Genomic DNA, 26,507 nt, shown 5'->3' with positions numbered 1-26,507 from the left:
ACGGCCTGGCGCGTCGTGAGATTCACGGTCGCGGGCGGCTTACCGGGTGGGAACCACATCGGGCGCGTCATCGATATCGCCGGTCTCCCCCGCCTTCACGCCGCGACGGCCGAAGTACACCACATACGACAAGAACGCCGCCTCGGCGAGGACTCCGATGCCGACCCGAACGAATGTCGGGAACGGCGACGGCGTCACCAAGGCTTCGATTAAACCGGAGACCAACAGCACACCCACCAGTCCGACAGCGACCGACACCACGGCGCGGCCGTGTTCGGCAAGCACTTGACCACGCGGCCGGTCGCCCGGCGATATCACTGACCATCCCAGCCGCATTCCAGTCGCAGCGGCCAGGAACACCGCGGTCAGCTCCAGCAGTCCGTGCGGCGCAAGGAGGCCCAGCAGGACGCCGCCCTTGCCGGCCTGGAACATCAGCCCGGCGATCACGCCCACGTTGGCGGCGTTCGAGAACAGCACGAAGGGGGTCGGCAGACCCAGCACGACCGAGAAGGCGATGCACTGGGCGGCCACCCAGGAGTTGTTCACCCAGACCTGCAGCGCGAACGACGCGGCGGGATGCTCGCTGTAATACGACTCGACGTCGTGGTTGATCAATTGGTCGATGTCCCTTGGTGTTCCGACGGCGGCCTGTACTTCGGGGTTGCCCGCCACCCAGAACGCGATGACAACCGCCACCGCGAAGAACGCCACCGCCGTGCCCAGCCACCATCGCCAGGTGCGGTAGGCGACCACAGGGAATGACACCGTCCAGAAACGGGTGAACGTACTGCTCAGCGGGGCGTGCGCGCCGGTCACCGCGGCCCGAGCCCGGGCAACCAGACTGGACAGCCGGCCCACCAGCAGCGAATCGGACGACGCCGATCGCAGCATCGACAGATGCGTAGACACGCGCTGGTAGAGCTCGACGAGTTCGTCGACTTCGGCACCCGTCAGGGACCGACGTCTCTTGATCAATTGGTCCAGCCGGTCCCAGGTCCCGCGATGGGTCAGCACGAAGGCGTCGACATCCACCCTGCGCAGCCTAATAGGAGTCCGCAGCTACAGCCGCACCGTCCGCACCGCCGATAGCAATCGGCAGAACCTGTACCGTTCGGTGGTATGTCCGAGGTGGTAACTGGCGACGCCGTGGTGCTCGACGTGCAGATTGCCCAGTTGCCGGTGCGGGTGCTGAGCGCGGTGATCGATCTCACGCTGATGTTCATCGGCTGGTTCCTCGGCATCATGCTGTGGGCGGCCACCCTGCGTGAGTTCGACGCGGCGTTGACCGCCGCCATCTTCATCATTTTCACTGTCTTCGTGATCATCGGATACCCCGTGACGATGGAGACCGCGACGCGTGGCCGGTCGATCGGCAAGATGGCGATGGGGCTGCGGGTGGTGTCCGACGACGGCGGCCCGGAACGCTTCCGGCAGGCGGTGTTTCGAGCGTTGGCGTCGGTGGTGGAGATCTGGACGCTGTTTGGCAGCCCCGCCGTGATCTGCAGCTTGTTGTCGCCGAAAGCCAAGCGCATCGGCGACGTCTTCGCCGGCACGGTCGTAGTCAGTGAACGCGGGCCACGGCTCGGCCCGCCGCCGGCGATGCCGCCGTCGCTGGCATGGTGGGCGTCGTCGTTGCAGCTGTCCGGCCTGAGCGCGGGCCAAGCCGAGGTGGCACGTCAATTCCTTTCCCGGGCAGCACAACTCGATCCCAGGCTGCGCGACCAGATGGCCTATCGGATCGCCGGTGATGTGACCTCGCACATCGCGCCACCGCCGCCGCCCGGCACACCACCCCAGCTGGTGCTTGCCGCCGTCCTCGCTGAGCGACATCGTCGCGAATTGACGCGGCTCAGCCCACCGATGGGCCCTATGGGGCCTGCGATGAGGCCGTCGCCCGTTCCGACGCCGTGGGCTCCCACTGCCCCCGGGTGGCCAGCCCAGCAGACCCAGCAGCGGCCGATCCCGTCGCCGCAGGCTGAGCCGCAGCAGACGTCCGAGAGCGGCGGATTTTCTCCGCCCCACTGATTGCCGGCCGCCCTATTGGGCGACGGTGACTGCCATCACGACGACGTCGGCGATCAGCAGCGCCCAGCCGATCAGCGGGACGACGATGCCGCCGCGGCGCTTCGCGGTAAAGAACGAGACGACGATCACCACGAAAGCCACCACCGGTGCACCGTAGAAGGCGACACCGAAGTCGATGCCACCGCGGCCCAGGTTCGGGCAGGAGCGTTCGCTGCAGGCATCGGTACTCATCACGGCGCCAAGCGCAAACAGCATCACGATCGCGGCGCCGGGGACCATGCAAATCGCCAGTCCCCAGTTCACCCACGACCAAACCCGCCCGTCTCGGCGGCCTTCACCCTGCGCCGATCGCGCTGGGCTGTTGAACGTCTGGTGGGGATTTTCCACGTTCATCGTTCAGGAGCTACCCGTTACAGCTGGATGCAAACGGTCGGCTGGTGCGCTGGCCTGGACCGTTGCATCGCGTTAGTTCGCGATATATCGTGATATACCGAGGCGAGCAGACGCCGCCTCTTCCTAGACAAAGGACCTTGAAAAGAGGAGAGGACCTCCAAAACTATGAACACTCCATTCACTCCTCCCGGCGGCCCGTTCGGTGCCCGGCCCGGCTTCGGATTCGGCTTCGGCCCTGGGCCCGTACTCGGCGCACCACCCATTCGCGGGGGACGACGAGCGCTGCACAGCGCCAGGCGACAGGCGCGACGGGAATTCTTCGAGCAGCTCCGCGAAAACGCCGCCGACCACGACGGACCGCTGGGTTTCGGACCCGGTTTCGGCCCTGGCTTCGGCGGCGCCGGTTTCGGCGGCCCCCGTGGCGGTTGGCGTCGGGGCGGCCGCGGCCGCGGACGTCGCGGTGACGTGCGGGCGGCGATTCTGGTGCTGCTGGCCGAGCGGCCGATGCACGGCTACGAAATGATCCAGCAGATCGCCGAGCGCAGCAACGGGATCTGGAAGCCCAGTCCCGGTTCGGTGTATCCCACGCTGCAGCTTCTGGGCGACGAAGGGCTGATCACCGGCAGCGAAACCGACGGCAGCAAGAAGCTTTTCGAGCTGACCGACGAGGGCCGGGCGGCCGCCGAAAAGGTCGAGACCCCGCCGTGGGACGAGATCGCCGAAGGCGCCGACCCCGGGCACATGCATTTGCGGGCAGCCATGGGGCAGTTGTTCGGGGCCGTCGCGCAATCCGCACACACCGCCACCGCCGAGCAGCAGCAGCGCATTGTCGAGATCGTCAACACTGCCCGGCGCGAAATCTACGGCATCCTCGGCGAGGACTGAGGCTCGGTTTTGGCCCCTTTTCCGCCGCGAGCGTGCGCAAATGTACAGCCAGACCGGCGTGTCGGCGTACAAACGCGCACGCTCGCGGCAGGAAAAGGTCAAGACACGTCGACCCAATCCAGGGTCCGCTGCACCGCCTTGCGCCAGCCCGCGTGTCCCGCGGCGCGCTGGTCGTCGTCCCAGGTCGGCGACCAGCGCTTGTCCTCTTGCCAGTTGGCTCGCAGGTCCGACGGGTCGGCCCAGAACCCGACCGCCAAACCCGCCGCGTAGGCGGCGCCCAGGGCGGTCGTCTCGGCGACTACCGGACGCACCACGTCCACGCCCAGCACGTCGGCCTGAATCTGCATGCACAGGTCGTTGGTGGTGATACCGCCATCGACCTTCAGCACCTCAAGGCGGACACCGGAATCGGCTTCCATCGCGTCCACCACGTCGCGGCTCTGGTAGCAGATTGCCTCCAGCGTCGCGCGAGCCAGATGCGCGTTGGTGTTGAATCGCGACAGCCCCACGATCGCGCCGCGGGCATCGGACCGCCAATAGGGTGCGAACAACCCCGAAAAGGCCGGCACGAAGTACACGCCGCCGTTGTCGTCGACTTGACGGGCCAGCGCCTCACTCTGCGCGGCGCCGCTGATGATTCCCAACTGGTCGCGCAGCCATTGCACCGCCGAGCCCGTCACCGCGATCGAGCCCTCAAGCGCGTAAACGGGTTTGGCGTCCCCGAACTGGTAGCACACGGTAGTCAGCAGGCCATTGTCGGACCGGACGATCGTCTCACCGGTGTTCAGCAGCAGGAAATTGCCGGTGCCGTAAGTGTTTTTGGCTTCTCCCGTTTCCAAGCACACCTGACCGACCATCGCCGCATGCTGGTCGCCGAGGACTCCGGTGATCGGCACCTCGGCACCGACGGGCCCGGACTCCAGCGTGACGCCGTAAGGCTGCAGCGGTGACGACGGCTCGATCGCGGGCAGCATGGCCCGGGGGATGGAGAAAAACGACAACAGCTCGTCGTCCCAGTCCAGCGTCTCCAGGTTCATCAGCATGGTCCGGCTGGCGTTGGTCACATCGGTGACGTGCACGCCGCCCCGTGAACCGCCGGTCAGATTCCACAACAACCAGGTATCCGGGGTGCCGAACAGAGCGTCACCGCGCTCAGCGTCGGCCCGCACCCCGTCGACGTTCTCCAGGATCCATTGCAACTTCCCGCCGGAAAAATACGTCGCCGGTGGCAGACCCGCCTTACCGCGGATCACGTCGCCACGGCCGTCGCGGTCCAGCGCCGACGCGATGCGGTCGGTGCGGGTGTCCTGCCAGACGATCGCGTTGTAATAGGGTCTTCCGGTGCGCCGATTCCACACCAGCGTCGTCTCACGCTGATTAGTAATCCCCAGTGCGGCAAGGTCTTTCGGCGAAAGCCTAGCCGTATTCAATACCGACATCAGCACAGACGCGGTGCGTTCCCAAATCTCGACCGGATTGTGCTCGACCCAGCCGGCGCGCGGCAGGATCTGCTCGTGCTCGAGTTGGTGCCGGGCCACCTCGCCGCCGTCGTGATCGAAGATCATGCAGCGCGTGCTGGTGGTGCCCTGGTCGATGGCGGCTATGAAATTGGGGAACCCAGCCACCTAGCCCTCCTCCGGAGTGTGACATCTGACACTGCATGTAATCGTCCATGATTGCCTATCTGGGTCGCGGCAATCCAGGTCGCGCTGCGTGGCGGCATCCCGCTCAACGGCCCGATCGACCGTAGATCGCCGTAGCCACCAGGTTGCGCAGCGGTCGGTAAACCGGTTGCATCGGCGTTGTGGGCGAAGAAGTAAAGCGCACCACGTATAACCGCGCACAGCGGCGGGAATACCGGCGCAAGGTCCAACTGTGTTTGGACGTCTTCGAAACCATGCTGGCGCACTCCAGGTTCGACGCGGACCGGCCGCTCACCGGCATGGAGATCGAATGCAACCTCGTCGACGCCGGCTACCAGCCCGCCATGTCAAATCGATTCGTGCTGGACGCCATCGCGGATCCCGCCTACCAGACCGAATTAGGCGCTTACAACATCGAATTCAACGTTCCGCCCCGCCCATTGGGCGGACAGACCGGCTTGGCCCTGGAAGCTGAAGTACGCACCAGCCTGAACGACGCCGAAACCAAGGCCAGCGCCGGCGGCGCTCACATCGTGATGATCGGCATTCTGCCGACCTTGATGGCAGAACATCTGGACGAGGGCTGGATGAGCGAGTCGACGCGGTATACCGCCCTCAACGACTCGATCTTCAGCGCCCGCGGCGAGGACATCCCGATCCACATCGCCGGCCCGGAGCCGCTGAGCTGGGAGGCCGCCTCCATTGCCCCCGAATCCGCTTGCACCAGTATGCAATTGCATTTGCAGCTCGCTCCGGCCGATTTCGCCGCCAACTGGAACGCCGCTCAGGTGCTGGCCGGGCCGCAGCTGGCGCTCGGTGCGAACTCGCCCTACTTCTTCGGTCATCAGCTGTGGTCGGAAACACGCATCGAGCTATTCGCGCAGTCCACCGACACCCGACCCGAGGAACTCAAGACCCAGGGCGTGCGACCGCGAGTCTGGTTCGGCGAACGGTGGATCGGCTCGGTCGTCGACCTTTTCAAGGAGAACATCCGTTACTTCCCGTCCCTGTTGCCCGAGGTTTCCGACGAGGACCCGGTCGCCGTGATGGCGGCCGGCCACATCCCGTCGCTGTCCGAATTGCGGCTGCACAACGGCACGGTGTACCGGTGGAACCGGCCCGTCTACGACGTCGTCGGCGGGCGCCCGCATCTTCGGCTGGAGAATCGGGTGTTGCCGGCCGGGCCGACAGTCATTGACATGGTGGCGAATTCGACGTTCTACTACGGCGCCTTGCGCAGTTTGGCCGCAGCCGAACGCCCACTGTGGGCTTCGATCGATTTCGCTGCGGCGCACGCCAATTTCCTCGCTGCCGCTCAGCACGGCATGGATGCCCGGCTGCACTGGCCCGGCCTGGGCGAGGTGACCCCGGATCGGCTGGTGTTGGACACATTGCTGCCGATGGCCGATGAGGGACTGCGGCTGTGGGGTGTCGACGCCGAAGTGCGCGACCGGTATCTCGGCGTCATCGCGGGCCGCGCCGAGGCCGGCCGCAACGGCGCGAGTTGGCAGGTGTCGACCGTGCGGGCTTTGGAAGACGGCGGCATGACCCGACCGCAGGCTCTTGCCGAGATGCTGCGACGGTACTGCGAGCACATGCACGCCAACGAGCCGGTACACACCTGGGACACCTAGCGGCAGGTAACTTGGGAGCCATGGCCGACGAGGCAATGGACTGGGACAGCACCTACCGTGAGCAGGGCCGATTCGAGGGCCCGCCGCCCTGGAACATCGGTGAGCCGCAGCCCGAACTGGCGGCATTGATTGCGGACGGAAAGGTCCGCAGCGACGTGCTGGACGCCGGATGCGGATTCGCCGAGTTGTCGTTGGCGCTGGCCGCCGACGGCTACACGGTGGTGGGCATCGACATCACGCCGACGGCCATTGCGGCGGCCACCAAGACAGCTCAGGAACGCGGGTTGACCACCGCCAGCTTCGCGCAGGCCGACATCACTGAGTTTTCCGGCTATCCAGCCGGCTCCGCCGGTCGCTTCTCCACGGTGATCGACAGCACGCTGTACCACTCGTTGCCGGTGGAGGGCCTGGACGGCTACCTGGGCTCGGTGCACCGCGCGGCCGCCCCGGGCGCCAACTTCTACGTGCTGGTGTTCGCCAAGGGCGCGTTCCCCGCGGAGATGAACCCGAAGCCCAACGAAGTCGATGAACACGAACTGCGCGCCAAGGTCAGCGAGTACTGGGAGGTCGACGAGATCCGGCCGGCATTCATCCACGCCAATATTTTCCAGATACCTCCCGGGGCGCCGTTCGAGTTTCCGCCGCACGACCGCGACGAGAAGGGCCGGATGAAGCTGCCCGGCTATCTGCTGACCGCGCACAAGGCCGGCTAGGCGGTCGCAGCGGTCGCCGCGATCAGGGCTTCGGCGAACATCTCCAAGTCCTCGGCCGTGGTGTCGACGTGCGGCGAGATCCGCAGCACCGGTCCGGTCAGCTCCAGCGGCGCCCGCGCCACCCCGGCATACGTCGTCAGGATGCGCCGTTCCTCTAGCAGCCACGCCCGCACAGCGCCAGCGTCCGTGCCCTCGGCCGGGGCCAGGGTAATGATCGCGCTGGGCTCCTCGATCTCTTCGACCACCGTCCAATCGGGCACATCGGCCAGCACACTGCGGGCAGTGCTGCCCAGCTCGGCCAGACGAGCTCGCACAGCCTCCGGCCCGATCGCCAGATGCTCCCCTATTGCCACCGAAAAGCCCACTCGTGCAGCGACATTGGCTTCGCCGAACTCCAGTTGTTGGGCTACGGTCAGCGGCCCGGATTTCACCGCCCACTCCGGTGCCGACAGCCGGGGCGACAACCGCTCCATCAGAGCGGCCCGCACTGCAAGCACACCCACCCCCCGGGGCCCGGCGATCCACTTGCGCGACGACGAATACGTGACGTCGGCACCCACCGCGCAGTCCACCTGACCCAGCGCCTGGGCGGCGTCCACGACCAGCGGCAGACCCAATTCACGGCACAGTTCCGCCAGCATCGGCAGCGGTTGGACGACGCCGCTGTGGCTGGCCACGGCGGTGAGGTGGACCAGGTCGGGCGGCTCGTTTTTCAGCGCAAAGGCCGCGTCGTCGAGCGCCAACCGGCCGTCGTCGAGGGTCGGCAGCAGCTGACGCTCGAATCCGTGGACGGCCATCAAGGCCAGGTTCGGGCCGTATTCGCCGGGCAAACAGGCCAAAGTTCTACGCCCCGCCGATCCTGCCGACCAGCTCCCCAACAGCAAATCCAGCGCGTTCAACGAGCCGGTGGTGAACACCACCTCGGCGTCGGCCACGCCACTCAGCGCGGCAAACGCGGCGCGTCCGGCGTCGAGAACCGGCGCGGCGGCCTCGGCCGCGACATAACCACCGACTTCGGCCTCGTGGCGCGCATGCTGGGCGGCGGCGTCGATCGCCGCGAGGCTCTGGCGCGAGCAGGCCGCGCTGTCCAAATGCAGTCCGGCGACCGGCGGGCGGGCCGCTCGCCATCGGTCGGCCAGCGGCTCGCTATCGCTCACTGGGCGGGCTTGACGGCTAGGGACAGGCCGAAGTCGCCGGCGCCGTCGGTCCACCACCGGATGCGACGCAGTCCGGCCGCGGCCAATTCGGCATTCACCCCGTCCGGGCGGAACTTGCACGACACTTCGGTGAACATCTCCTCGTCCGCCGCAAAGTCGACGCTCAGGTCGAGCGCGCCAACCCGCACCCGCTGACGACGGTCGGACCGCAACCACATCTCCATGCGCTCCTCGTCGGCGTTCCAGCGTGCGACGTGCTGGTAGGCATCGACGTCGAAATCGGCGTCCAGTTCTCGGTTGATCACCGCTAGCACGTTGCGATTGAACCGCGCCGTCACTCCGGCGGCGTCGTCGTAGGCCCGCACCAACCGGCCGGTGTCCTTGACCAGGTCGGTGCCCAGCAGCAGGCTGTCGCCCGGCCGCATCACCGCGGCCAGGGTCGCGAGGAACTCCGTTCGCGGCCCGGGGGTGAGGTTGCCGATCGTCGACCCCAGGAACACGAATAGCCGTCGCCCGCCGTCGGGGATCTCGGTTAGGTGTTCCTCGAAATCGCCACAGACAGCTTTGATGTCGACGCCCGGATATTCGCGTTGGACCGCCGCCGCGGTGGTCGACAACATGCTGGCGTCGACGTCGAAGGGCACAAACCTGCGCAGCGCTCCGCGGTCGCGCAGCGCGTCCAGCAACAAGCGGGTCTTCTCCGACGTCCCGGCACCCAGTTCGACCAGGCTGTCGGCCTGGCTGGCCGACGCGACCTCAACCGACCGGTCGCGCAGGATCTCCGCTTCGGCCCGGGTCGGGTAATACTCCGGCAGCCGGGTGATCTGATCAAACAGGTCGCTGCCCACCGAGTCGTAGAACCACTTGGGCGGCAACGATTTCGGTGTCTTCTGCAGGCCTTCGAACACATCGCGGCGCAACGCGTGATACGCCGAATCCGCGGCGAGGTGATTGGACAGCGAGAGCGCCATCAAGGTCCTTTCGGGGGTCCGGCGGGGGCCAGAGAAGTCAGGGTGACACCCTCAGCGGTCACTTCGACGAGATGGCGGTCCGGCACGTCGTCCCAGTCCGGGTCGTCGTCGTAGGGCTCGCTGGCCAGCACCACACCGTCGTCGCGGCGCAGGATGGACAACGTGTCTCCCCAGGCGGTGGCGAGTAGGCGAGATCCGTTGGCGGCCAAGATGTTAAGTCTGGCGAGGGGATCGGCCTCCCCTAATTCCACGATGGTGTCGGCCAGCGCGTCCAGCCCTCGCTCGAATATCGTGGCCGCGAGTATCGCACTGTCGCATACCGATTCGGCGGACGAGCAAACCGGCAGCAGGCCACGGTCGACAATTCCGTTGTGCGACAAGAGCCATTGCCCGTCGGTGAACGGTGCTGTGGCGCTGACCTCGATCGGCATCCCGACGGTGGCCGAACGCACCGCCGCGACCACGCAGTGACTGTGCAGGGCGGGCGCCACCGAGTCGAACGACACATCGCCCCACAATGGCGCCGCGCTGCGCCAGCGCCGGGGTACATCGCGCTGCGCAGAGCGATCGAAAAACCCCACACCCCAGCCGTCGGCGTTGAGCAGGCAGTGTTTTTGCCGGCGTGGAGCATACGACTGCACCCGAAGACCGTACGGCGGATCGAGCACCAGCGAGGAAACCGTGACGTCGGCCCCCAGCCAGCCGAGATGACGGCACATCAGACGTCCCACGCCAAGCGAACGCCGGAGAAGATCTGGCGGCGGTACGGGTGATCCCAGTTGCGGAAGCTGGGTCGCAGGATGGCCGACTCGACGGCCCACGATCCACCCCGCAACACCCGGTAGTCGCCGTCGAAAAACGGCTGGGAGTAACGCTCGTAGATCATCGGCGCGAAGCCTGGCCAGGGCCGCAGCGGTGAGGTAGTCCACTCCCACACGTCGCCCAGCATCTGCTCGACGCCATAGGCCGAGGCGCCGGCGGGGTAAGCGCCCACCGGGGCCGGACGCAGCGAGGTGCCGCCCAGGTTGGCGCGCGTGTCCGCCGGCGGCTCGTCGCCCCACGGATAGCGGCGTCTGGTGTTTGTGGCGGGATCCCACGCGCAGGCTTTCTCCCACTCGACTTCGGTGGGCAGCCGGGCGCTGGCCCAGGCCGCGTACGCCTCGGCCTCGAAGTAGGTGACGTGCTGTACGGGTTCGTCGGGGGGAATGTCTTCGATATAGCCGAACCGGCATCGCGTTCGCCCGTCGAGACTCCAGAATTGCGGCGCGGTCAGCCCCGCCTTCAGGCGATGCTGCCAGCCGCGATCCGACCACCACCGCTGCTGGGTGTAGCCGCCGTCGTCGACGAAGTGTTGCCATTCGCCGTTGGTGACCGGGACCCGGCCGATCCGGAACGGCGGCACCTCGACGGTGTGGGCGGGACGTTCGTTGTCCAACGAGTACGGTTCGCTCGCGGCGTCCACGCCGAGTGTGAACGGGCCGCCGGGCACCAGCGCCGACGTTCCGGCCATCCCTGGCCGACCCGGGGGCAGCGCGGCGTCGGCCAGTAGCGGCGCGCCGGCGCGCAAGTTCAGCGCCTGCAGCATGGTCTCGTCGTGCTGGTTTTCGTGGCTGATCACCATGCCGAAGGCAAAGCGTGTCCGGTCGGAGGCCGGCTCGTCCGGCAAGCCGTCGAGTGCGTCCAGCGCGGCGGATCGCACGGTCCGGCAGTACGACCGCGCCTGGTCCGGGGACAGCAGCGGCAGGTCGGCCCTGCTGGCGCGGGAGTGTTCGAAGGCGTCGTAGAGGCCCTCGACCGCGGGAGGTAAGAGACCCGGCCGGTTCGGGTCGCCGCCGCGCAGCAGCCACAGCTCTTCCTGCTGACCGATGTGCGCCAGATCCCACACCAGTGGGCTCATCAGCGGGTCGTATTGGCGGCAGAGCTCGGCATCGTCGAAATCGACCAGCCGCAGCGTCCGCGTCCGCGCCCGCTCCAGATCGTCGGCGAGTCTTTGTGGCGAAGTCACAGGCCCCCTTGGGCTGGCCCGGCGGCCCTGGATATCGAGGCCGCGATGCCGTGCTCGATCACCTCGTCGGAAAAGTCGTCGCCGGGGCAGCGGCCTTGCTCGACGTTGCGGACCAGTCGCTCCATCGCGTCGCTGAGCCCCGGCGGCGCCTTCTCGGCGGCCAGTGCCACGCACCGGTTGGCTGCCTCGTAGAGCCTTCGATCGCGCAGACCGAGCCGGGCGGCGTTGTCCCAGGCGGTGGCCACCGGTTCGACGGCTTCGGCGACGATGTCGGCGACAGCGGGATCGTCGAGCAGGGTGACCAGCGTGAACACCACGGCGGGCCAGAATTCGTCCGGCACGCTGTCGAGGTAGCGGATCTCCAGCCACTGCCGCGGTCGCACCGGCGGGAACAGGGTGGTCAGGTGGTACTCCAGGTCGGCAACGGTCGGGCGGCGGTCGCCGAGCAACACCCGGCCGTCGACCCAGTCGGTGAAGGGCACATGCTGCGTAACCGCTATGGGCTCGGGGTTATTCACCAGCATCACCGGCGCCTTGAGGGCGTAGCGGGCCCAATCGGTGCCGGGGTCGACACCGCTGGCACCCAGGATGGGGCCACACCGCGCCGAGTCCATCTGGCCCCACACCCGCTGCCGGGTGGACAGCCAGCCGGTGAACTCGCCGCCCAGCATCGGAGAGTTGGCCGCGATCGCGATCATCGTGGGTCCCAGGGCATGCGCCAGCCGCACGCGCGCGGGCCATCCCGCCTGCGGCCCGGCATCCAGATTGACCTGGATCGACGCGGTCGACGTCATCATCGCCGCGCCCGCTTCACCCGAGTGGCTGGCGGCGAAGAACTGCTCCATGGCGCGGTACCGCGCGCCCGGGTTGACGCGTTTGGGCGGCCGCAGCGGGTCTGCACCCAAAAAAACCAGCCCCAGCCCCGCATCGGCGAAAGCCACTCGCAGCACAGCCTGATCGCGGCGCATTTCGTCGATGGCCGGCACCACGCCGTCGGCGGGCGGTCCGGACAGTTCGACCGCGCCGCCGGGCTCCAGAGTGACCGCGCTGCCGCCCGGCAGTCGGGGCAGCAAGTCGATGACCCCGGTGATTTCTTCCCAACTCGGCCTGCGATACGGATCGGCCGGGTCGTAGCAGTGCGCCTCCACCTCCAGGCCGACGCTGCCCAGGGGCGCATCGACCAGGCAGGTATCGGCGATGTAGTGCGCGGCAGCCGCGAAACTGGTTATCTCCGCCTCCGCCGGGGCGACGGGGTCGAGCCGCGAGGCCGCAGCAGTGCTGGCGGCGAACGTCATATCACGATCCCTCCGGGCCCCAGCATGTCCAAGCATGTCCTGTGGACCGTTAGTTGCGCAGCTATCGGAACGATAACCGCCAACACTTCATCTTGCAGACCGCACCGACATATTCCCGCACCGGCTGGCTTTGGCAGCATCGGCTTAGCGGATACCCAAATCCCTCAACTACTGACCCAGCGCGTTCTGCATCGCCCCGGCCAGGACATTCACCGCCGGACCCGCGTTGCCGGATTGGCAGACCTTTGCCTGCAGCAACACGTTTTCGCGCAGCCGGGTTTGCACGAAGCACCGGCGGTCGGTGCCCGCCTCCTGCTTGGTCCAGTTCGCGTCGGTGGCAGTCGGCGGTCCACCGTCGAACGTCCACACCTGCGTGAGCCCGTTGTCCAGGTGCATCGCGGTGGTCTGGCCCGAGCAGCCCGCCGTCCGGTCCGTGACCCGGTGGAAGGCGCGGGCCGCGGCGTCGTTGCTGGCGAATACCCCGACCGCCTGCTTGGCGTAATGGTTTTGGTCGTTAGCCGACGTTTGCGTGACGGCCCCGTTGAACGACGCCAGGTCAGGGTCGTTGTACACCTCGGCCACCCCGATGTCGGCCCAGTTGTTACAGACCGGGAGGTCCACCGAGTAGTCCTGGGACGGCTGGGTGAACACCGCCTCCCACCCCATCGGTGCGCCGACGATATTGCCGACCGATCCCCTGCCGAGGACCGCGTAGGACACCACGCCCGGATCCGACGGGTGTGCGTGTGCGACAGGGATCGTCAGCGAGCCGGCGATCAGCCCGAGGCCCACCGCCGCGGCGGCGATCCGCATACGGCTAAACCTTGGCCGAAACTTCGACGTCGATGTTGCCCCGGGTGGCCTTGGAGTATGGGCACACCTGGTGTGCCTGCTCGACCAGGTCGTCAGCGGCGCTCTGCTCGAGGCCCGGCAGGTAGCCGACGATCTTGCCGGTGAGCCCGAACCCGCCCGCGGAGTCCTTGCCGAATCCGACCTCGACCGCGACGTTGGTGGCGTCGTCCAGCTTGACCTTCGCCTTGCCGGCCACCAGCCGCAGCGCACCCAGGAAGCAGGCGGCGTAGCCGGCCGAGAAGAGCTGCTCGGGGTTGGTGCCCTCACCGTTGCCGCCCATCGCCTTAGGAGGCCGGGTCTCCAGGTCGATGCGGCCGTCGTCCGACTTCACGTGGCCGTCACGGCCGCCGCCGGTAGCGGTGGATTCGGTGGTGTAAACGACTTCAATTGTCATAGGTCTCGATCATGCCAGGCTTGACGAACGTCGTCAGCCGAGGTTCGTGCGGACCCGATCTCTCTAGCTGCTGTGAATCCAGCTGGCTCGGAAGAAGTGCAGCCCGGCGCTCGCCTGAGCGCCGGGCTACTGGTTGATAGTTTGCGGCCCCGGGATATCGCGTGCCCCGTGAGCGCGTTGAGTGTTGGAGTTGTTCGGGTGGCTTAACGCGTCGGCGACGGAGAGACCGACGGCGGGACCTGGCTGGGACTGCCGGGGGCAACCGACGGAGCTCCGCTCGACGGGGTCACGCTGGTTCCACCCTGACCCCCCGGGCCATGCCGGTGGTACATCATCCCGTGGTGCTTGTGATGACGGTGGTGGTGGTAACCACCGTGGTGGCCGGAATGCATTCCGAGGCTGTAGCCGGTGAAGAAGATGACCGCGACGATGAACACGATCCCGGCGACGATGGCGACCCACGCCGCGCCCAGGAACACCCTGGGGGTCCTGCGGACGGGTTCCTCGACGGTTGCATGTGCTGGTGCTGTTGCGGTTGAAGACCGCACGGTTGGGGTTTCAGGTGTTTCACTCATGAGACGCATGATGCCTGGGTAAACAGTAGTGACGGCTATGCGCTACTTATGTAGCAGCTGTGAGCTGAAAACCCCTTGTTACCTGGCAAAAGCGCCCACCCACGCCCCTAACCGCGGAACGTCATTGTGGCGCAAACCCGCTCAGCCCTCCCTGGGCACCCTGAGGTGAGCGAGCGCCAGTTCGAATTCGCCGACGTCGTCCTGGTCGAGGCCGAGGTCGCCAAGCATCGCCGTCCGCAACGAGCCCGTCGCCTCCGCACTTCGTTCCATGGTTCCCACGCTGTCATATGTCACCGATGACACCGCTCGCGCGGCGGTGGGGTCGATCAGCAGGCTGGCACTGCAGAAGCCGTCAAAGTCTTCGATGGCCGGCAGCATCTCCCGCTTGTAGAAATCGATGGCACTCTCGAACAGCTCGGGCCGTGCTTTGAGCCAGGTGGCGCGCACGCAGGCACCTGGACTTGTCTGGTGATCGCGGTGCATGACCGCGATCTGCCACAGGTTGTCGATCGGCGAGCCGCCCAGAATCTCTGCGGCTCGCTTGTGCTCCGGCGACATCTGCTCGGCGCTGGCGTGCATCGCCTCTTTGGTCCGCCAGGAGGTGGCAAATATGCATCTGCCCGACCCACGATCGACCAATAGGGACATGCCAAGACAACCGTCCATGCGCTGAAGGACAGGCCAGGTGACATCACGAAAATGCGCGATGCCCGCGTCGATCGACGAGGGTTGCGCCTGAATGGTGGTAGAGCGTGCGTACACGACCAGCCCGTCTCATGCCGGGGCGGCACCCAGGGCGGTGCCGCCGTTTACCGATACGTTCCTCCTACCGATTCGCGCCCGCAATCAATTGGTCGTTTCCGAGTGGATCGCGTTGCCTCTCGGGTTGGTCCTTATTCGCAGGCGATGCCGTCGTTGTCACGGTCAAGTGCCGGGCGGTAGCCCGGGTCGCCCTTGTGCAGCGGTGCTACCCCGGCTGCGCGCGCCTCGGCGCAGTTCTTGTAATAAGGGTCAGCATGGACCGCGCCGGCCCCCAGCAGTAAACCGCTGAGGAGTGCGCCGCCCATAGCGGCGATGATCATTTTCTTCATTGTGCATCTCTTTCTCTCGGGGCTACTCGCTCCAAGTCTTGTTACGCCGGGCAGGAATTCGGGGACCAAAGCCCGCGCTCGTGGGTTCGGGCATCGCTCTGGGCGGCCTTGAATTCCTGCTGATAGCGATAGGGCACGTAGTAGGTGTATTCGTGCGCGTAGCCATCGGCAATCATGTCGAGGTTGAATAGCCGCCCTGAGGTGGTCCAGACGTAGGCCAATGTGCGGCCATATTTGTCGACTGCGTCCTGTGACGCATCAGTCTCCAGATACACCGACTGTCCGCCCAGGATGGTCTTGGCCTGTGCCGAAGCTTCTAAACCGAAGCACTGCACTGGCTTTCGCGGATCCACTGTCTCGGGAGTGTCCATCCCTATCATCCGGATCTTCTGGCGTTTGCTGTTGTTGTCGACCCAGATGGTGTCGCCGTCAACGACTTTGGTCACCGTGAACGGTCCCTGGACCCCCTGTGGCATTGACGGATAGGCCTGAGCAGGACCGCCCAGCATCACGCCTCCCACCAACAGGGCTGCTGCGGTCGCAACTGTCACGATTAGGCGGCGGGCGATCAATATTGATGCTTTCGTTGCGAACTTGGCCTATAACGAACTGGTCGGTGTCGGGATGCAGCAACGATCATCCGAATCATTAGGCGGGAGGCGGCATTCCAGGCACAGGCGGACTGAATGTGGGCTGTCCGGCCATCTGAGGGGGAGCCGGATAGTCCCAGCACGTCCCCGGTCCTTTACCGTCCGTCCCGAGGGATGTGCACACGTGATAGCTGCCGTCTGGATTGAAGCAGGTAGTGCGGACGCCGACGGGCACGTTGTACATGGTGTTCCACTCGGTCCTGCAGTTCTGGCCAGGATCTGCGGAGGCGGTTTCTGCCGCTACCACGGGGGTGATGACGAGCACTGCGCCGATACCGGCCGCAGCGATGACATCCCTCAGAGGTGCTCCTGCGAGCAATTTCTTCATGCGTCGATCCCCTAAAATTTGTGGAATTAGAACAGCACGAACCCACGTCTTTTATTGATTGATTGCGTGCTGTCGGTGAACTTCCGCTCGCGATCGCGACGAGTGACTTTCCCCCGGCCGTCACTGTAAGCGAACATTTGCCAGCTCACCATCAGCCGAACGGATGACAGAGGCTGTCGCCCCATTGTTGAAACTCAGGCTAGACCGTGCAGATGATCAGGGGCTACCGGGTGATACAGGTTTGCGCCTTGTCACTCACCCGACGCCCGGTAGAGGTCGAAAACTCAAATCGCCTGCAGTAAGTCTACTTCGGGCTGGGTGCGAAAAGCTTCATGTAGGCGCGTAATGCACAGCGCCCGTGATCCTCATTACGTCTGGGCAGCGCACTTAGCGCTATCCCTTTGGCCCTCTTTGGATTCGACAAGCTTGCTCTGGCTTCAATCACAATTCGTAGACGCCCAGGATGCCGTCTTGAATCGCTCGGGCAATGAGTGCCGACTTGGTCGGCGCTGGTCTGCCGACCGCCGCGTATTTCGCGCGGGCTCGCTGCAGGTGTGTACGGACTGTTGACGGCTCGATAAAGAGCCTCTTGGCTACCTGCTCTTTGTTCTCGGTCTGAAACCACGCGATGAGGACTTCCCGTTCCCGCTCGCTCAGACGAGGCCGACCCACAGTCCTGTCGCTCAGCAGCGCTTTGGCCATCCTCGGAGCAACGTAGGGCGTATCTGTGCGTGCTGAGCAGATCGCCTCACATAAATGGTTGCCGCTTTCAGACTTTGCGACGTAGCTCACCGCACCAGCATCGAGGCTGGTCAGAATGATTTCGTCGCTGACGAGGTAGGAGTACACAATGACCCGGTTGCCTGCCTGACAGAGCTGACGAAGAGCGCCGAACTCGGGACCGTCGTCGTACTGCAGTGCAAATAGAACGACGTCCACCTCGGATGTCGCCACCGAGTCCATGGACATGAACTCCGCCGGATACGAGTAGTTGCCCACAATCTTGATGGGGGGCTCGCTCCCGCTTAGCCACGCTTCGATACCGGCATGAACGACGTACTGACCGTCGATGATGACGAGCGATATCTCTGGCCGAACCCCGCCTGCCGCAGACACGTCGCTAATTCCCCTGCTAACCGATGTGCCGCACTTCCAATCCGGGGGAGTTCCCATTTCGACAAGGTTGGCAAACATCACGCAGCCGAGGCGTTTGCTGACTCATCGACTCCTCAACGGGCCATGAATCTGCCGAGTTACAACATCAATTGCTATGTCGGATTCATCGGACGCCGAAACTCGCTTCCGGCCACCACCAGAGCCTGCAGGGCACACCGACTAGGAGAGATGCAGCTATATCCAGGTGCTTCGCGGTTGGTTCCTCACGTGCCTGCCTGTCGTACGTTCGACGGACAGGGGCATGACGTGTGAGTCCGTCAGCCCGACGATTGCACGCGGACCAGCTGCGGACTGAAGGCTGGAATAGCAGCTAATCCGGCTTGAACGGGTTGACGGCGAACTGAATCACCCGGTACGGCGCACTCACCCGCGCCCGGGTGTCCCACTGGCTGACGAAGATTCGCAGCTCGTCAAGCGTGGAGCCGGGCGAGATGTATCCGCCATAGGGCTGCGCAAGTCGATTGTCATAGGGGGGTGGCAGACTCTCCGCGGGTTCGGGCCACTCGTCGTGCTGCACAACGGTCGTCACCGGCGCCGCACCCAGCGAGGTGGGATCGTTGGCCACCCGGACCTCCATGTCGCCGGTGCTGGCGTTGAAATAGGACAGCACGGTCTTGCCGTCGATCTGGCGGATGCACATCTCCCCCACCATTTCGGGCCACAGCGGTGTCGGCGGCTTGTTCCAGCCGCCGCCGGGCCCGGCTACCCAGCCCTGCCACCGAGACCGGTCGGTGAATGTCTGCGGCGTCGCCCGATACAGCACTACCGGATCTCTTCGGGCGAAGCTGTTGGCCACGATGTACACCCACCCGCTCGGCGAATCGGGGGTAGGGATCGGGTCGTAATAGCCGCTGATCTGCGTCTGTCGCCCACCCTGATACGACGCATCGCGGCGCGACCCCGTCACGGTCTGCCAGCCGGCGCGCGCCGGTACCGCCATGACCAGCCGCGAACTCTGCGGCTCGAGGTTGTGCGTGGTGGTCACCATCAGGAAGTTGTGCCGGTTGATCTGCACCACGCCAGCAGGTAGCTGCGAGTCCCCGGGCGGTGTGGGGTCGGCCAGCAGCGGTCTGCTGATTCCGGTGACGCCGGTATAGCGCACCCCGGCGGGGTCGTCGACGGAGGCGGTGTCGACGTGCAGCGCCACCGGCGAGTACCAGCCTCCGAACCCGACGCCCTGGCCGGCGAAGCTGTCGCCGCAGACCTGCAGCAACTCGGTGGGGAACTCGACGAACTCGCACAGGTCGGTGGCCCCGATCCCGTAGTCCCCGGTCGGGGTTCCGGTGCCTGCCGTCGGACCGATGCGCAGCACCTGACCCGGTGCCAGCGGCTGCAGGATCGGCTGGGGTATCGGCGCCGGCGGATCGGCGCGTGCGGTCCAAACCCATTGCATCGCAAGCAAACACAACGCCACAACGGAGTACAGCAGGTGGGCGGACCTCACCCGCGGATCACAATTCGGCGACCAGCAGCTCGGCGATCTGGATGGTGTTCAGCGCCGCTCCCTTGCGCAAGTTGTCGCCCGAAATGAACAGGGCCAGTCCTCGCCCGTCCGGCACCCCGGGGTCATGACGGATGCGCCCGACGAGCGAGTCGTCGATTCCGGCGGCGGCCAACGGTGTCGGAACATCAACCAGCTGCACTCCCGGGGCACCGTCGAGCAGTTCCCGGGCTCGTTCGGGTGACAGCGGCCGGGCGAACTCGGCGTTGATGGACAGCGAATGTCCGGTGTAGACCGGTACCCGCACACAGGTGCCGCTGACCTGCAGGTCGGGGATGCCGAGGATCTTGCGGCTTTCGTGGCGCAGCTTCTGGTCCTCGTCGGTTTCGCCGGAGCCGTCGTCCACCAGGGAACCGGCCAGCGGCAAGACGTTGAACGCGATCGGCGCGACGTAGGCCTTCGGCGGCGGAAACTCGAGGGCGCTGCCGTCGTGCACCAGCTGATCGGCGTCGTCGACCACCGCGCGCGCCTGCGCGGCCAGCTCAGCCACCCCGGCCACGCCGGTTCCGGAGACCGCTTGATACGTCGAGGCGATCATGCGCACCAGCTGGGCTTCGTCGTGCAGCACCTTGAGTACCGGCATCGCCACCATCGTGGTGCAGTTCGGGTTGGCGATGATGCCTTTTTTGAGGGTCCCGGCGCGGCGGACGTCTCTTTCGAAGTTCACCTCGGACACCACCAACGGCACCTCGGGGTCTTTGCGCCACGCCGACGAGTTGTCGATGATCGTCACCCCGGCGGCGGCGAACCGCGGCGCCTGCGCCAGCGACGTCGTCTTGCCGGCCGAGAACAGCGCGATGTCCAGGCCGGTCGGATCGGCGGTCGCGGCGTCTTCGACTTCGATCTCCTGGCCGCGGAAAGGCAGCTTGCGGCCTTGTGAACGGGCCGACGCGAAGAACCGCACCGTGTCGGCCGGGAAGTCGCGCTCGTCGAGCAACGCGCGCATCACCTGCCCCACCTGACCGGTGGCACCAACTACGCCTATCGCAACCATTTATCGTCCCGTCCCCGCATACACCGTCGCCGACTCCTCACCGCCGAGCCCGAACGCCTCATGCAACGCCACGACGGCCTTGTCTAGTTCGGTGTCGCGGCACAACACCGAGATGCGGATTTCCGAAGTGGAGATCAGATCGATGTTGACCCCGACGGCGGCGAGCGCCTCGCAGAAGGTTGCCGTGACGCCGGGGTGGCTGCGCATTCCGGCGCCGATCAGCGACACCTTGCCGATGTGGTCGTCATAGAGCAGCTGGGTGAAGCCGATCTCTTCCTTGAGCGAGTCGAGCTTGGCCACCGCGGTGGGCCCGATTTCGCGGGAGCAGGTGAACGTGATGTCGGTCTTGCCGTCCTCGACCTTGGAGACGTTCTGCAGCACCATGTCGATGTTGACGTCGGCGTCGGCGATGGCCCGGAACACCCGTGCCGCGTAGCCCGGGATGTCGGGAATCCCGACGACGGTCACCTTGGCCTCACTGCGATCGTGCGCTACACCGGTCAGGATGGGGTCTTCCATGGGTATGTCCTTGATCGATCCGACAACGACGGTGCCCAGCTTGTCCGAATACGACGACCGGACGTGCACCGGCATGTTGTAGCGGCGGGCGTATTCCACGCAGCGCAGCATCAGCACCTTGGCGCCGCAGGCCGCCATTTCGAGCATCTCCTCGAAAGTGACCGTGTCGAGCTTGCGGGCGTTGTGCACGATTCGCGGGTCCGCGCTGAAAATGCCGTCCACGTCGGTGTAGATCTCGCAGACGTCGGCCCGCAGCGCCGAGGCCAGCGCGACCGCCGTGGTGTCCGAGCCGCCGCGGCCCAGCGTGGTGACGTCCCGGGTGTCCTGGCTGACGCCCTGGAATCCGGCTACCAGAACCACGCGCCCTTCGTCCAGCGCGGCCTGCAGCCGTCCGGGCGTGACATCGATGATTTTCGCGTTGCCATGGGTCCCGGTGGTGATCACGCCGGCCTGCGACCCGGTGAACGACCGGGCATGCGCGCCGAGCGATTCGATCGCCATCGCCACCAGCGCATTGGAGATTCGCTCGCCGGCGGTCAGCAGCATGTCCAGTTCCCGGGGCGGTGGGACTGGGCAGACCTGCTGAGCGAGATCCAGCAGGTCGTCGGTGGTGTCGCCCATCGCAGACACCACCACGACGACGTCGTTGCCCTGCTTTTTGGTCTCCACGATGCGCTCGGCGACACGGCGGATCCGGTCGGCGTCGGACACCGAGGATCCGCCGTACTTCTGCACGACGAGCGCCACTGATCTTTCCTGTCTCGGACTCGAGGTGTTGGTCCCGAATTAAGTCCACAACAGAATACTTGGCGGCGCACCTCAAATTTCTCGGCTCTGCGGGTGCCGACGCGTATCAGGGAATGGAGTGCGAGCTGAGGGATTCTAAAGCGCGCCTGCGGCGTCCAGTGTGAGCTGGTGGCATTGCGCGTGAAGCCACGGCGTCGCGGGTGAAGGCACGGCGTTGCGCGTTACGCCTGGGCGGAAATTAGCGCCGATGCCCGCCCTACGTTCACCCTGAACGCCGTAACTTCACGCTGAAAGCCGTCACTTCACACTCAGGCCCCGGGTACCGGTGGCTCGACCGCGGGTTTTGGCCACGGAGCGGATCGCGGTAGAGTGCACAACGTGCAGCGGGTGCTCCTCCTCGGACGCCGCGACGGGGTCTGATCCAGACCGGCTTCCCGTCGCGGGCGGTGGCGATGCGCTGGTCTGAGGTTCCTTCTCACATCCCCGGAGCAAATACCGTGACTATTTCTGATTCACCCGACGCGTATACCGAGTCTGCTAAAGCTCGCGCTGTAGTAAAACCTTCCGGGCCGCGCAGGCCTGGTCAGCCCGTATGGAATCCCCAACGGGGTACGTCGATGCCGATCCACCGGTACCGGCCGTTCGCCGACGAAGTCGAGCCCGTCACCCTCGCCGACCGCACCTGGCCGGACCGCGTCATCAGTCGCGCTCCGCTGTGGTGCGCAGTAGACCTGCGCGACGGCAATCAAGCGCTGATCGACCCGATGAGCCCGGCCCGCAAGCGCCGCATGTTCGACCTGCTGGTTCGCATGGGTTACAAGGAGATCGAAGTCGGGTTCCCCTCGGCGAGCCAGACCGACTTCGACTTCGTCCGCGACATCATCACCGGCGGCGCCATTCCCGACGACGTCACCATTCAGGTGCTGACCCAGTGCCGGCCCGAGCTGATCGAGCGCACTTTCGAGGCGTGCGAGGGAGCACCGCGGGCCATCGTGCACTTCTACAACTCGACGTCAATCCTGCAGCGCCGCGTCGTCTTTCACGCCGACCGGGCCGCGGTACAGGCCATCGCGACCGACGGCGCCCGCAAATGCGTCGAGGAAGCCGCCAAGTACCCCGGGACGCAGTGGCGCTTCGAGTATTCGCCGGAGTCCTACACCGGGACCGAACTGGAATACGCCAAGCAGGTATGCGACGCCGTCGGCGAGATCATCCAACCGACGCCGGACAACCCGATCATCTTCAACCTGCCCGCCACAGTCGAGATGGCGACCCCCAACGTCTACGCCGACTCGATCGAGTGGATGAGCCGCAACCTGGCCAACCGGGAGTCGGTCATCCTCAGCCTGCATCCGCACAACGACCGCGGAACCGCCGTCGCCGCAGCAGAATTGGGCTATGCCGCCGGCGCCGACCGGATCGAGGGCTGCCTCTTCGGCAACGGCGAGCGCACCGGCAACGTCTGCCTGGTGACGCTGGGGCTGAACCTGTTCTCCCGCGGCGTGGACCCGCAGATCGACTTCTCCAACATCGACGAGATCCGGCGCACCGTGGAGTACTGCAACCAGCTGCCGGTACACGAGCGTCACCCCTACGGCGGCGACCTGGTCTACACGGCGTTCTCCGGCAGCCATCAGGACGCCATCAACAAGGGGCTGGACGCGATGAAGGTCGACGCCGACGCCGCCGACTCCGACGTCGAGGACATCCTGTGGCAGGTGCCGTACCTGCCGATCGACCCCAAGGACGTCGGCCGCACCTACGAGGCGGTGATCCGGGTCAACTCGCAGTCCGGCAAGGGCGGGGTGGCCTACATCATGAAGGCCGACCACGGCCTGGCCCTGCCGCGACGGCTGCAGATCGAGTTCTCCAGGGTGATCCAGCAGATCAGTGAAGGAGAAGGCGGAGAGGGCCGCGAGGTCTCGCCGAAGGAGATGTGGGAGGCGTTCTCCGAGGAGTACCTGGGGCCGATACTCCCACTGGAGCGCATCAGGCAGCGCGTCGACGCCCCCGAGGAAGACACCGGCACGACCAGCATTACCGCGACGGTCAAGATCAACGGGGTGGAAACCGAGATCAGCGGCGGCGGCAATGGCCCGTTGGACGCGTTCGTCGATGCGCTGCGCAGCGTCGGTTTCGAGGTTGCGGTCCTGGACTACTCCGAGCATGCGATGAGTGCGGGCGGTGACGCGCAGGCGGCAGCCTACGTGGAGGCCGCCATTGCAGGGCACACCGTTTGGGGCGTGGGGATCGCGCCGTCGATCACCACAGCTTCGCTGCGGGCTGTGGTGTCGGCGGTGAACCGGGCGCTCGCGCGATAGCTCCCCGCGCCGATGTCGCTAGGTGTGTGACACCGCGGCGGCGATCTTGCTGACGACCTGGCCCGCTTGGCTGGTTGTGTCGAAGCCGCACCACAACGCATCGATGATGACGTTGTTGCGCAGTCCCATCGCGCGCTGGCAGGTATAGCCGTAACCCTCGTTGGGGGTCTGCGTGGCGGTCAGGGTGTTGTCGTTCGTCGCCACATCGCTGAATGTCCATGCGGCCGCGGGACGGCCTGGCCGGAGGACGATCGCGGACCTGCCGGCGCATTTGGACCAGCGTTGTTTGGATTGCTGGAAGAACTGCTGCGCTGCTGCGACGTCGGGGAAAGCGACCAGCCCTTGAATCAGCGTGTGTCGCGCGCTGCCGCGCGATCCGGCGTCGTTGAGAATCTGTCCGCTAACGGCGTTCCAGTTGCTGTCGCGGTAGACGGTCTGTTCGATCGGCGAGTAGATGTCCAGGCAGCTCAGGTCGATCAAGGTGTCGTCGTCACTGGCCATTCCGGAGATCGGTTTGCGTAGCGCCAGGTCGGTCGATCCACCAATGGCGTTGACTTCGCTCGGCGAGAGCAGCAGGCCGTCCAGTTGCGCGGCCTGGATGGGCGTGGGCTGCCAACGCCCGAGGTCGGGTGCTGCGGCGGGTCGGCCGGAGGTGGTGACCGTGCAGCCGGTCAATGTCAGGCACAGACCCGCGGCGGCGAGTGTGACACCGCGCAAAGCGGCACGGATTCGATTCGTTTGCCGGGTGCCGTTGACTGCGGTCATCGGAAGCTTTCCTTTCCGCCTATTAGGCCAGTTCGTCAGGGGAGGCGATGCGATGCCGGGTCCGGCTAAGCGACCGAACCGGGTAGCCGCCGTGCTCGGCCAGCGAACGCAAGCGCCGTAGCGCGTACTCACGCGCCCGACCGGACTCCGGGATCACGACCCCGGCCCACAGTCCTTCGACATCCGGCAATTCCCAAGCCTCGCGGGCGCAGAGCCAGCGCCGAGGGCAGGCGATGCAAAGCGCCTTCGCTTCGTCGTCGGGGGCGGTGGTGGTCCACCGGTCCGGGTCGGCGGCGCAGACCGGAACGAACCCCTCGCGCGGCCGCCACAGTCGCGCCACAGGTGCACTCATAGCTTCTTACTCCCCCTTTTCCGAAGCAGGATGCAACGACTGTAACCGAAGCGGTGCCGTAGCGCAACGCTAAATCCGTAGCGTCTACGACTAAGTGGGCGACACGGCTGCGCAAGGCGCTATCTTGGATGAGTGACCAGCAGAAATAGGAGGTTTAAGCGCTATGGCTAGCTGTCGCGTGGACCTGCGGCGCGACGTAATGACGTAGAAAAATCGAAGCGGATCTGTGGATTCACGGCGGTATGTGTCCTAGGAAAGATGTAGCATCTGTAAGCGCAGCATGCAGGGACCACGGGAGTAAGCAGTGACAACTGACCACGGCGCGACGGCGTCCGCACCCGCCCTGGCGGTAACAATCGGGCCGGACACGCGGACTTTTGACCCGCTGGGCGGCGTCGCCGTCGTCGGGAGAGACGCCGGGGCGTCGATGCGGATCAGCGACGACCGAATCTCCCGCTGGCATCTTCGGCTGGAACCGCGACGAGACGGGTGGGAAGCCATCGACACCAGTACCAACGGCATGTACCTCGACGGCGTGCGCCGCAGTTCGGTGCTCATCACGGGCCCCACCACTATTCATTTGGGTGCCCCCGACGGGATTCCGGTCAGCGTGACGCCCAGTGATGTGGCCGATCTGTCCTTGGAAACCACTGGTGTGCTCGACATCGCCGAGCCCGACGAGGACGAATGGTGGGAGGACGAGACCGATCTCGGGGTCGCGCGCGCGGGCCGGGCGGTGGCCGCGCGGCGAAACGAACTCGAGCTCACGCAGCGCAGCCTGGCCAGAGACAAGATCATCAACGCCGGCACGCTAATCGCGTTCGAGAAGGGCCGCAGCTGGCCGCGACGCGCGACGCTGTCCAAGTTGGAAAAGGTGTTGGACTGGCCCCCGGGCACCATCGCTCGCATCCGCAGCGGAGCTGACGCGGCACCCGGCACATTCGGCGCACCCAGCGCGGAAGCGGCGGTTCCCTCCGACCGAGCGACCGAAGCATTCAGCGACACCGTCCGGGCACCGCTGATGGCCGAGGCGGTCGAGCTGGCCATGCACAGCATCACCGCGGCTGTCACCGCCCTGCCCGAGCCGTCGGATCCCGAGTTCACGACCAGAGCCAGCAGCATCCTCGCTGACCTGCGCAAACTCGAGAAGGTGGCGGCCAACGCAGCCCGCAATGCCAAAGGGACGCCGTCTGTCGTTTTGGCGCTGAGCAGCGTGCGCCGCACCTACAACGACCTGATGACCCGCGCCGCGCGATCGCCCCGGGCCACGCTGGGTCAGCGGCTGCACGGAGCCCGTCATCGTGCCGAAATCAGCCTCGAAGAGGCCGCGACGGCCGTCGGCCTGCCGATCGACGTCGTCGAAGATGCCGAGGCCGACCGCCCCATCCCCCAGGATGCCGCCGAGGCGCTCACGACGCTCATCGCTCAACTGACGATGGGCTAGCGCAGCGCGCTTATTGTTGCAGTAGCTCTATAACCGTAGCAGTGCTACGGTTTCGCTGTACGCACAAGTAACGAAGA

Annotated in this window: 26 protein-coding genes; 6 read left to right on the top strand and 20 right to left on the bottom strand. The window is 65.8% G+C overall.

Annotation, left to right across the window (positions count from 1 at the left end; translation table 11 throughout):
• Positions 1-39: 39 nt before the first annotated feature.
• A complete protein-coding gene (locus AC5Y21_RS09360) occupies positions 40-1,032 on the bottom strand; it encodes a stage II sporulation protein M (protein WP_499911587.1) in 993 nt (330 codons plus the stop codon).
• Between the two features lie 87 nt (positions 1,033-1,119).
• Here AC5Y21_RS09360 and AC5Y21_RS09355 point away from each other — a divergent pair, with 87 nt between their 5' ends.
• Complete coding sequence (locus tag AC5Y21_RS09355; protein ID WP_499911586.1) at positions 1,120-2,025, top strand: RDD family protein; 906 nt, start codon at positions 1,120-1,122, stop codon at positions 2,023-2,025.
• 12 nt (positions 2,026-2,037) lie between these two features.
• Here AC5Y21_RS09355 and AC5Y21_RS09350 read toward each other — a convergent pair whose 3' ends face one another.
• Positions 2,038-2,412 (bottom strand): hypothetical protein, encoded by a 375-nt coding sequence (locus AC5Y21_RS09350; RefSeq protein ID WP_499911585.1) that lies wholly within the window; start codon positions 2,410-2,412, stop codon positions 2,038-2,040.
• Between the two features lie 171 nt (positions 2,413-2,583).
• Here AC5Y21_RS09350 and AC5Y21_RS09345 point away from each other — a divergent pair, with 171 nt between their 5' ends.
• Positions 2,584-3,303 (top strand): PadR family transcriptional regulator, encoded by a 720-nt coding sequence (locus AC5Y21_RS09345; RefSeq protein WP_499911583.1) that lies wholly within the window; start codon positions 2,584-2,586, stop codon positions 3,301-3,303.
• Positions 3,304-3,401: 98 nt separating this feature from the next.
• Here the strand turns inward: AC5Y21_RS09345 and glpK are convergent, their stop codons facing one another.
• On the bottom strand, positions 3,402-4,928 hold the full coding sequence (glpK, locus tag AC5Y21_RS09340; RefSeq protein ID WP_499911581.1) for a glycerol kinase GlpK: 1,527 nt from the start codon (positions 4,926-4,928) through the stop codon (positions 3,402-3,404).
• A gap of 179 nt (positions 4,929-5,107) precedes the next feature.
• On the opposite strand from glpK, the gene AC5Y21_RS09335 reads away from it, so the two are divergent.
• On the top strand, positions 5,108-6,580 hold the full coding sequence (locus AC5Y21_RS09335) for a glutamate-cysteine ligase family protein (RefSeq protein ID WP_499911579.1): 1,473 nt from the start codon (positions 5,108-5,110) through the stop codon (positions 6,578-6,580).
• A 20-nt stretch (positions 6,581-6,600) separates the two neighbouring features.
• Positions 6,601-7,293, top strand: coding sequence for a class I SAM-dependent methyltransferase (locus AC5Y21_RS09330; protein WP_499911576.1), 693 nt, complete (start codon positions 6,601-6,603; stop codon positions 7,291-7,293).
• Here the strand turns inward: AC5Y21_RS09330 and egtE are convergent.
• The 15 genes from egtE to AC5Y21_RS09255 form a co-directional block, all read right to left on the bottom strand.
• Positions 7,290-8,504, bottom strand: coding sequence for an ergothioneine biosynthesis PLP-dependent enzyme EgtE (gene egtE, locus AC5Y21_RS09325; RefSeq protein ID WP_499911574.1), 1,215 nt, complete (start codon positions 8,502-8,504; stop codon positions 7,290-7,292). The two genes, AC5Y21_RS09330 and egtE, sit on opposite strands and share 4 nt — an antisense overlap.
• Positions 8,447-9,421, bottom strand: a complete 975-nt coding sequence (gene egtD / locus AC5Y21_RS09320) for an L-histidine N(alpha)-methyltransferase (protein WP_499911572.1) — start codon at positions 9,419-9,421, stop codon at positions 8,447-8,449. Before egtD ends, egtE begins: the two co-directional genes overlap by 58 nt.
• Entirely contained in the window at positions 9,421-10,140 is a 720-nt protein-coding gene (gene egtC / locus AC5Y21_RS09315) for an ergothioneine biosynthesis protein EgtC (protein ID WP_499911570.1), read from the bottom strand. Before egtC ends, egtD begins: the two co-directional genes overlap by 1 nt.
• A complete protein-coding gene (gene egtB, locus AC5Y21_RS09310) occupies positions 10,140-11,426 on the bottom strand; it encodes an ergothioneine biosynthesis protein EgtB (RefSeq protein ID WP_499911567.1) in 1,287 nt (428 codons plus the stop codon). The genes egtC and egtB overlap by 1 nt, the downstream gene beginning before the upstream one ends.
• Entirely contained in the window at positions 11,423-12,721 is a 1,299-nt protein-coding gene (egtA, locus tag AC5Y21_RS09305) for an ergothioneine biosynthesis glutamate--cysteine ligase EgtA (protein WP_499911564.1), read from the bottom strand. The genes egtB and egtA overlap by 4 nt, the downstream gene beginning before the upstream one ends.
• A gap of 168 nt (positions 12,722-12,889) precedes the next feature.
• The gene (locus AC5Y21_RS09300) at positions 12,890-13,534 is read right to left on the bottom strand and encodes a sensor domain-containing protein (protein WP_499911563.1); all 645 of its coding nucleotides are present in this window, start codon (positions 13,532-13,534) and stop codon (positions 12,890-12,892) included.
• A 4-nt stretch (positions 13,535-13,538) separates the two neighbouring features.
• Complete coding sequence (locus tag AC5Y21_RS09295; protein WP_499911561.1) at positions 13,539-13,967, bottom strand: organic hydroperoxide resistance protein; 429 nt, start codon at positions 13,965-13,967, stop codon at positions 13,539-13,541.
• Between the two features lie 203 nt (positions 13,968-14,170).
• A complete protein-coding gene (locus AC5Y21_RS09290; protein WP_499911560.1) occupies positions 14,171-14,551 on the bottom strand; it encodes a hypothetical protein in 381 nt (126 codons plus the stop codon).
• A gap of 132 nt (positions 14,552-14,683) precedes the next feature.
• On the bottom strand, positions 14,684-15,304 hold the full coding sequence (locus AC5Y21_RS09285) for an antibiotic biosynthesis monooxygenase (protein ID WP_499911558.1): 621 nt from the start codon (positions 15,302-15,304) through the stop codon (positions 14,684-14,686).
• 131 nt (positions 15,305-15,435) lie between these two features.
• On the bottom strand, positions 15,436-15,633 hold the full coding sequence (locus AC5Y21_RS09280) for an excalibur calcium-binding domain-containing protein (RefSeq protein ID WP_499911556.1): 198 nt from the start codon (positions 15,631-15,633) through the stop codon (positions 15,436-15,438).
• 41 nt (positions 15,634-15,674) lie between these two features.
• Positions 15,675-16,205: a thermonuclease family protein gene (locus AC5Y21_RS09275; protein ID WP_499911554.1), complete on the bottom strand. Its 531-nt coding sequence runs from the start codon at positions 16,203-16,205 to the stop codon at positions 15,675-15,677.
• Between the two features lie 847 nt (positions 16,206-17,052).
• Positions 17,053-17,727 carry a DNA-binding response regulator gene (locus AC5Y21_RS09270; protein WP_499911553.1) on the bottom strand — a complete coding sequence of 225 codons (675 nt, stop codon included), beginning with the start codon at positions 17,725-17,727 and terminating at the stop codon, positions 17,053-17,055.
• A gap of 370 nt (positions 17,728-18,097) precedes the next feature.
• Positions 18,098-19,180, bottom strand: coding sequence for a DUF4185 domain-containing protein (locus AC5Y21_RS09265; RefSeq protein WP_499911789.1), 1,083 nt, complete (start codon positions 19,178-19,180; stop codon positions 18,098-18,100).
• A 58-nt stretch (positions 19,181-19,238) separates the two neighbouring features.
• Positions 19,239-20,282, bottom strand: a complete 1,044-nt coding sequence (locus tag AC5Y21_RS09260) for an aspartate-semialdehyde dehydrogenase (RefSeq protein ID WP_499911551.1) — start codon at positions 20,280-20,282, stop codon at positions 19,239-19,241.
• Positions 20,283-21,548: an aspartate kinase gene (locus AC5Y21_RS09255; RefSeq protein WP_499911549.1), complete on the bottom strand. Its 1,266-nt coding sequence runs from the start codon at positions 21,546-21,548 to the stop codon at positions 20,283-20,285.
• Positions 21,549-22,045: 497 nt separating this feature from the next.
• Here AC5Y21_RS09255 and leuA point away from each other — a divergent pair, with 497 nt between their 5' ends.
• Positions 22,046-23,869 carry a 2-isopropylmalate synthase gene (gene leuA, locus AC5Y21_RS09250; protein ID WP_499911547.1) on the top strand — a complete coding sequence of 608 codons (1,824 nt, stop codon included), beginning with the start codon at positions 22,046-22,048 and terminating at the stop codon, positions 23,867-23,869.
• Positions 23,870-23,887: 18 nt separating this feature from the next.
• Here leuA and AC5Y21_RS09245 read toward each other — a convergent pair whose 3' ends face one another.
• The gene (locus AC5Y21_RS09245) at positions 23,888-24,634 is read right to left on the bottom strand and encodes a sensor domain-containing protein (RefSeq protein WP_499911545.1); all 747 of its coding nucleotides are present in this window, start codon (positions 24,632-24,634) and stop codon (positions 23,888-23,890) included.
• A gap of 22 nt (positions 24,635-24,656) precedes the next feature.
• Positions 24,657-24,986: a WhiB family transcriptional regulator gene (locus AC5Y21_RS09240; RefSeq protein WP_499911544.1), complete on the bottom strand. Its 330-nt coding sequence runs from the start codon at positions 24,984-24,986 to the stop codon at positions 24,657-24,659.
• A gap of 304 nt (positions 24,987-25,290) precedes the next feature.
• On the opposite strand from AC5Y21_RS09240, the gene AC5Y21_RS09235 reads away from it, so the two are divergent.
• On the top strand, positions 25,291-26,430 hold the full coding sequence (locus tag AC5Y21_RS09235; RefSeq protein WP_499911542.1) for an FHA domain-containing protein: 1,140 nt from the start codon (positions 25,291-25,293) through the stop codon (positions 26,428-26,430).
• The last annotated feature ends 77 nt before the right edge of the window (positions 26,431-26,507 follow it).

The sequence above is a fragment of the Mycobacterium sp. NGS41 genome, from assembly GCF_059812725.1.
Note: the sequence above shows the minus strand (reverse complement) of the source record. Positions and strands in the feature narration are given on the sequence as shown.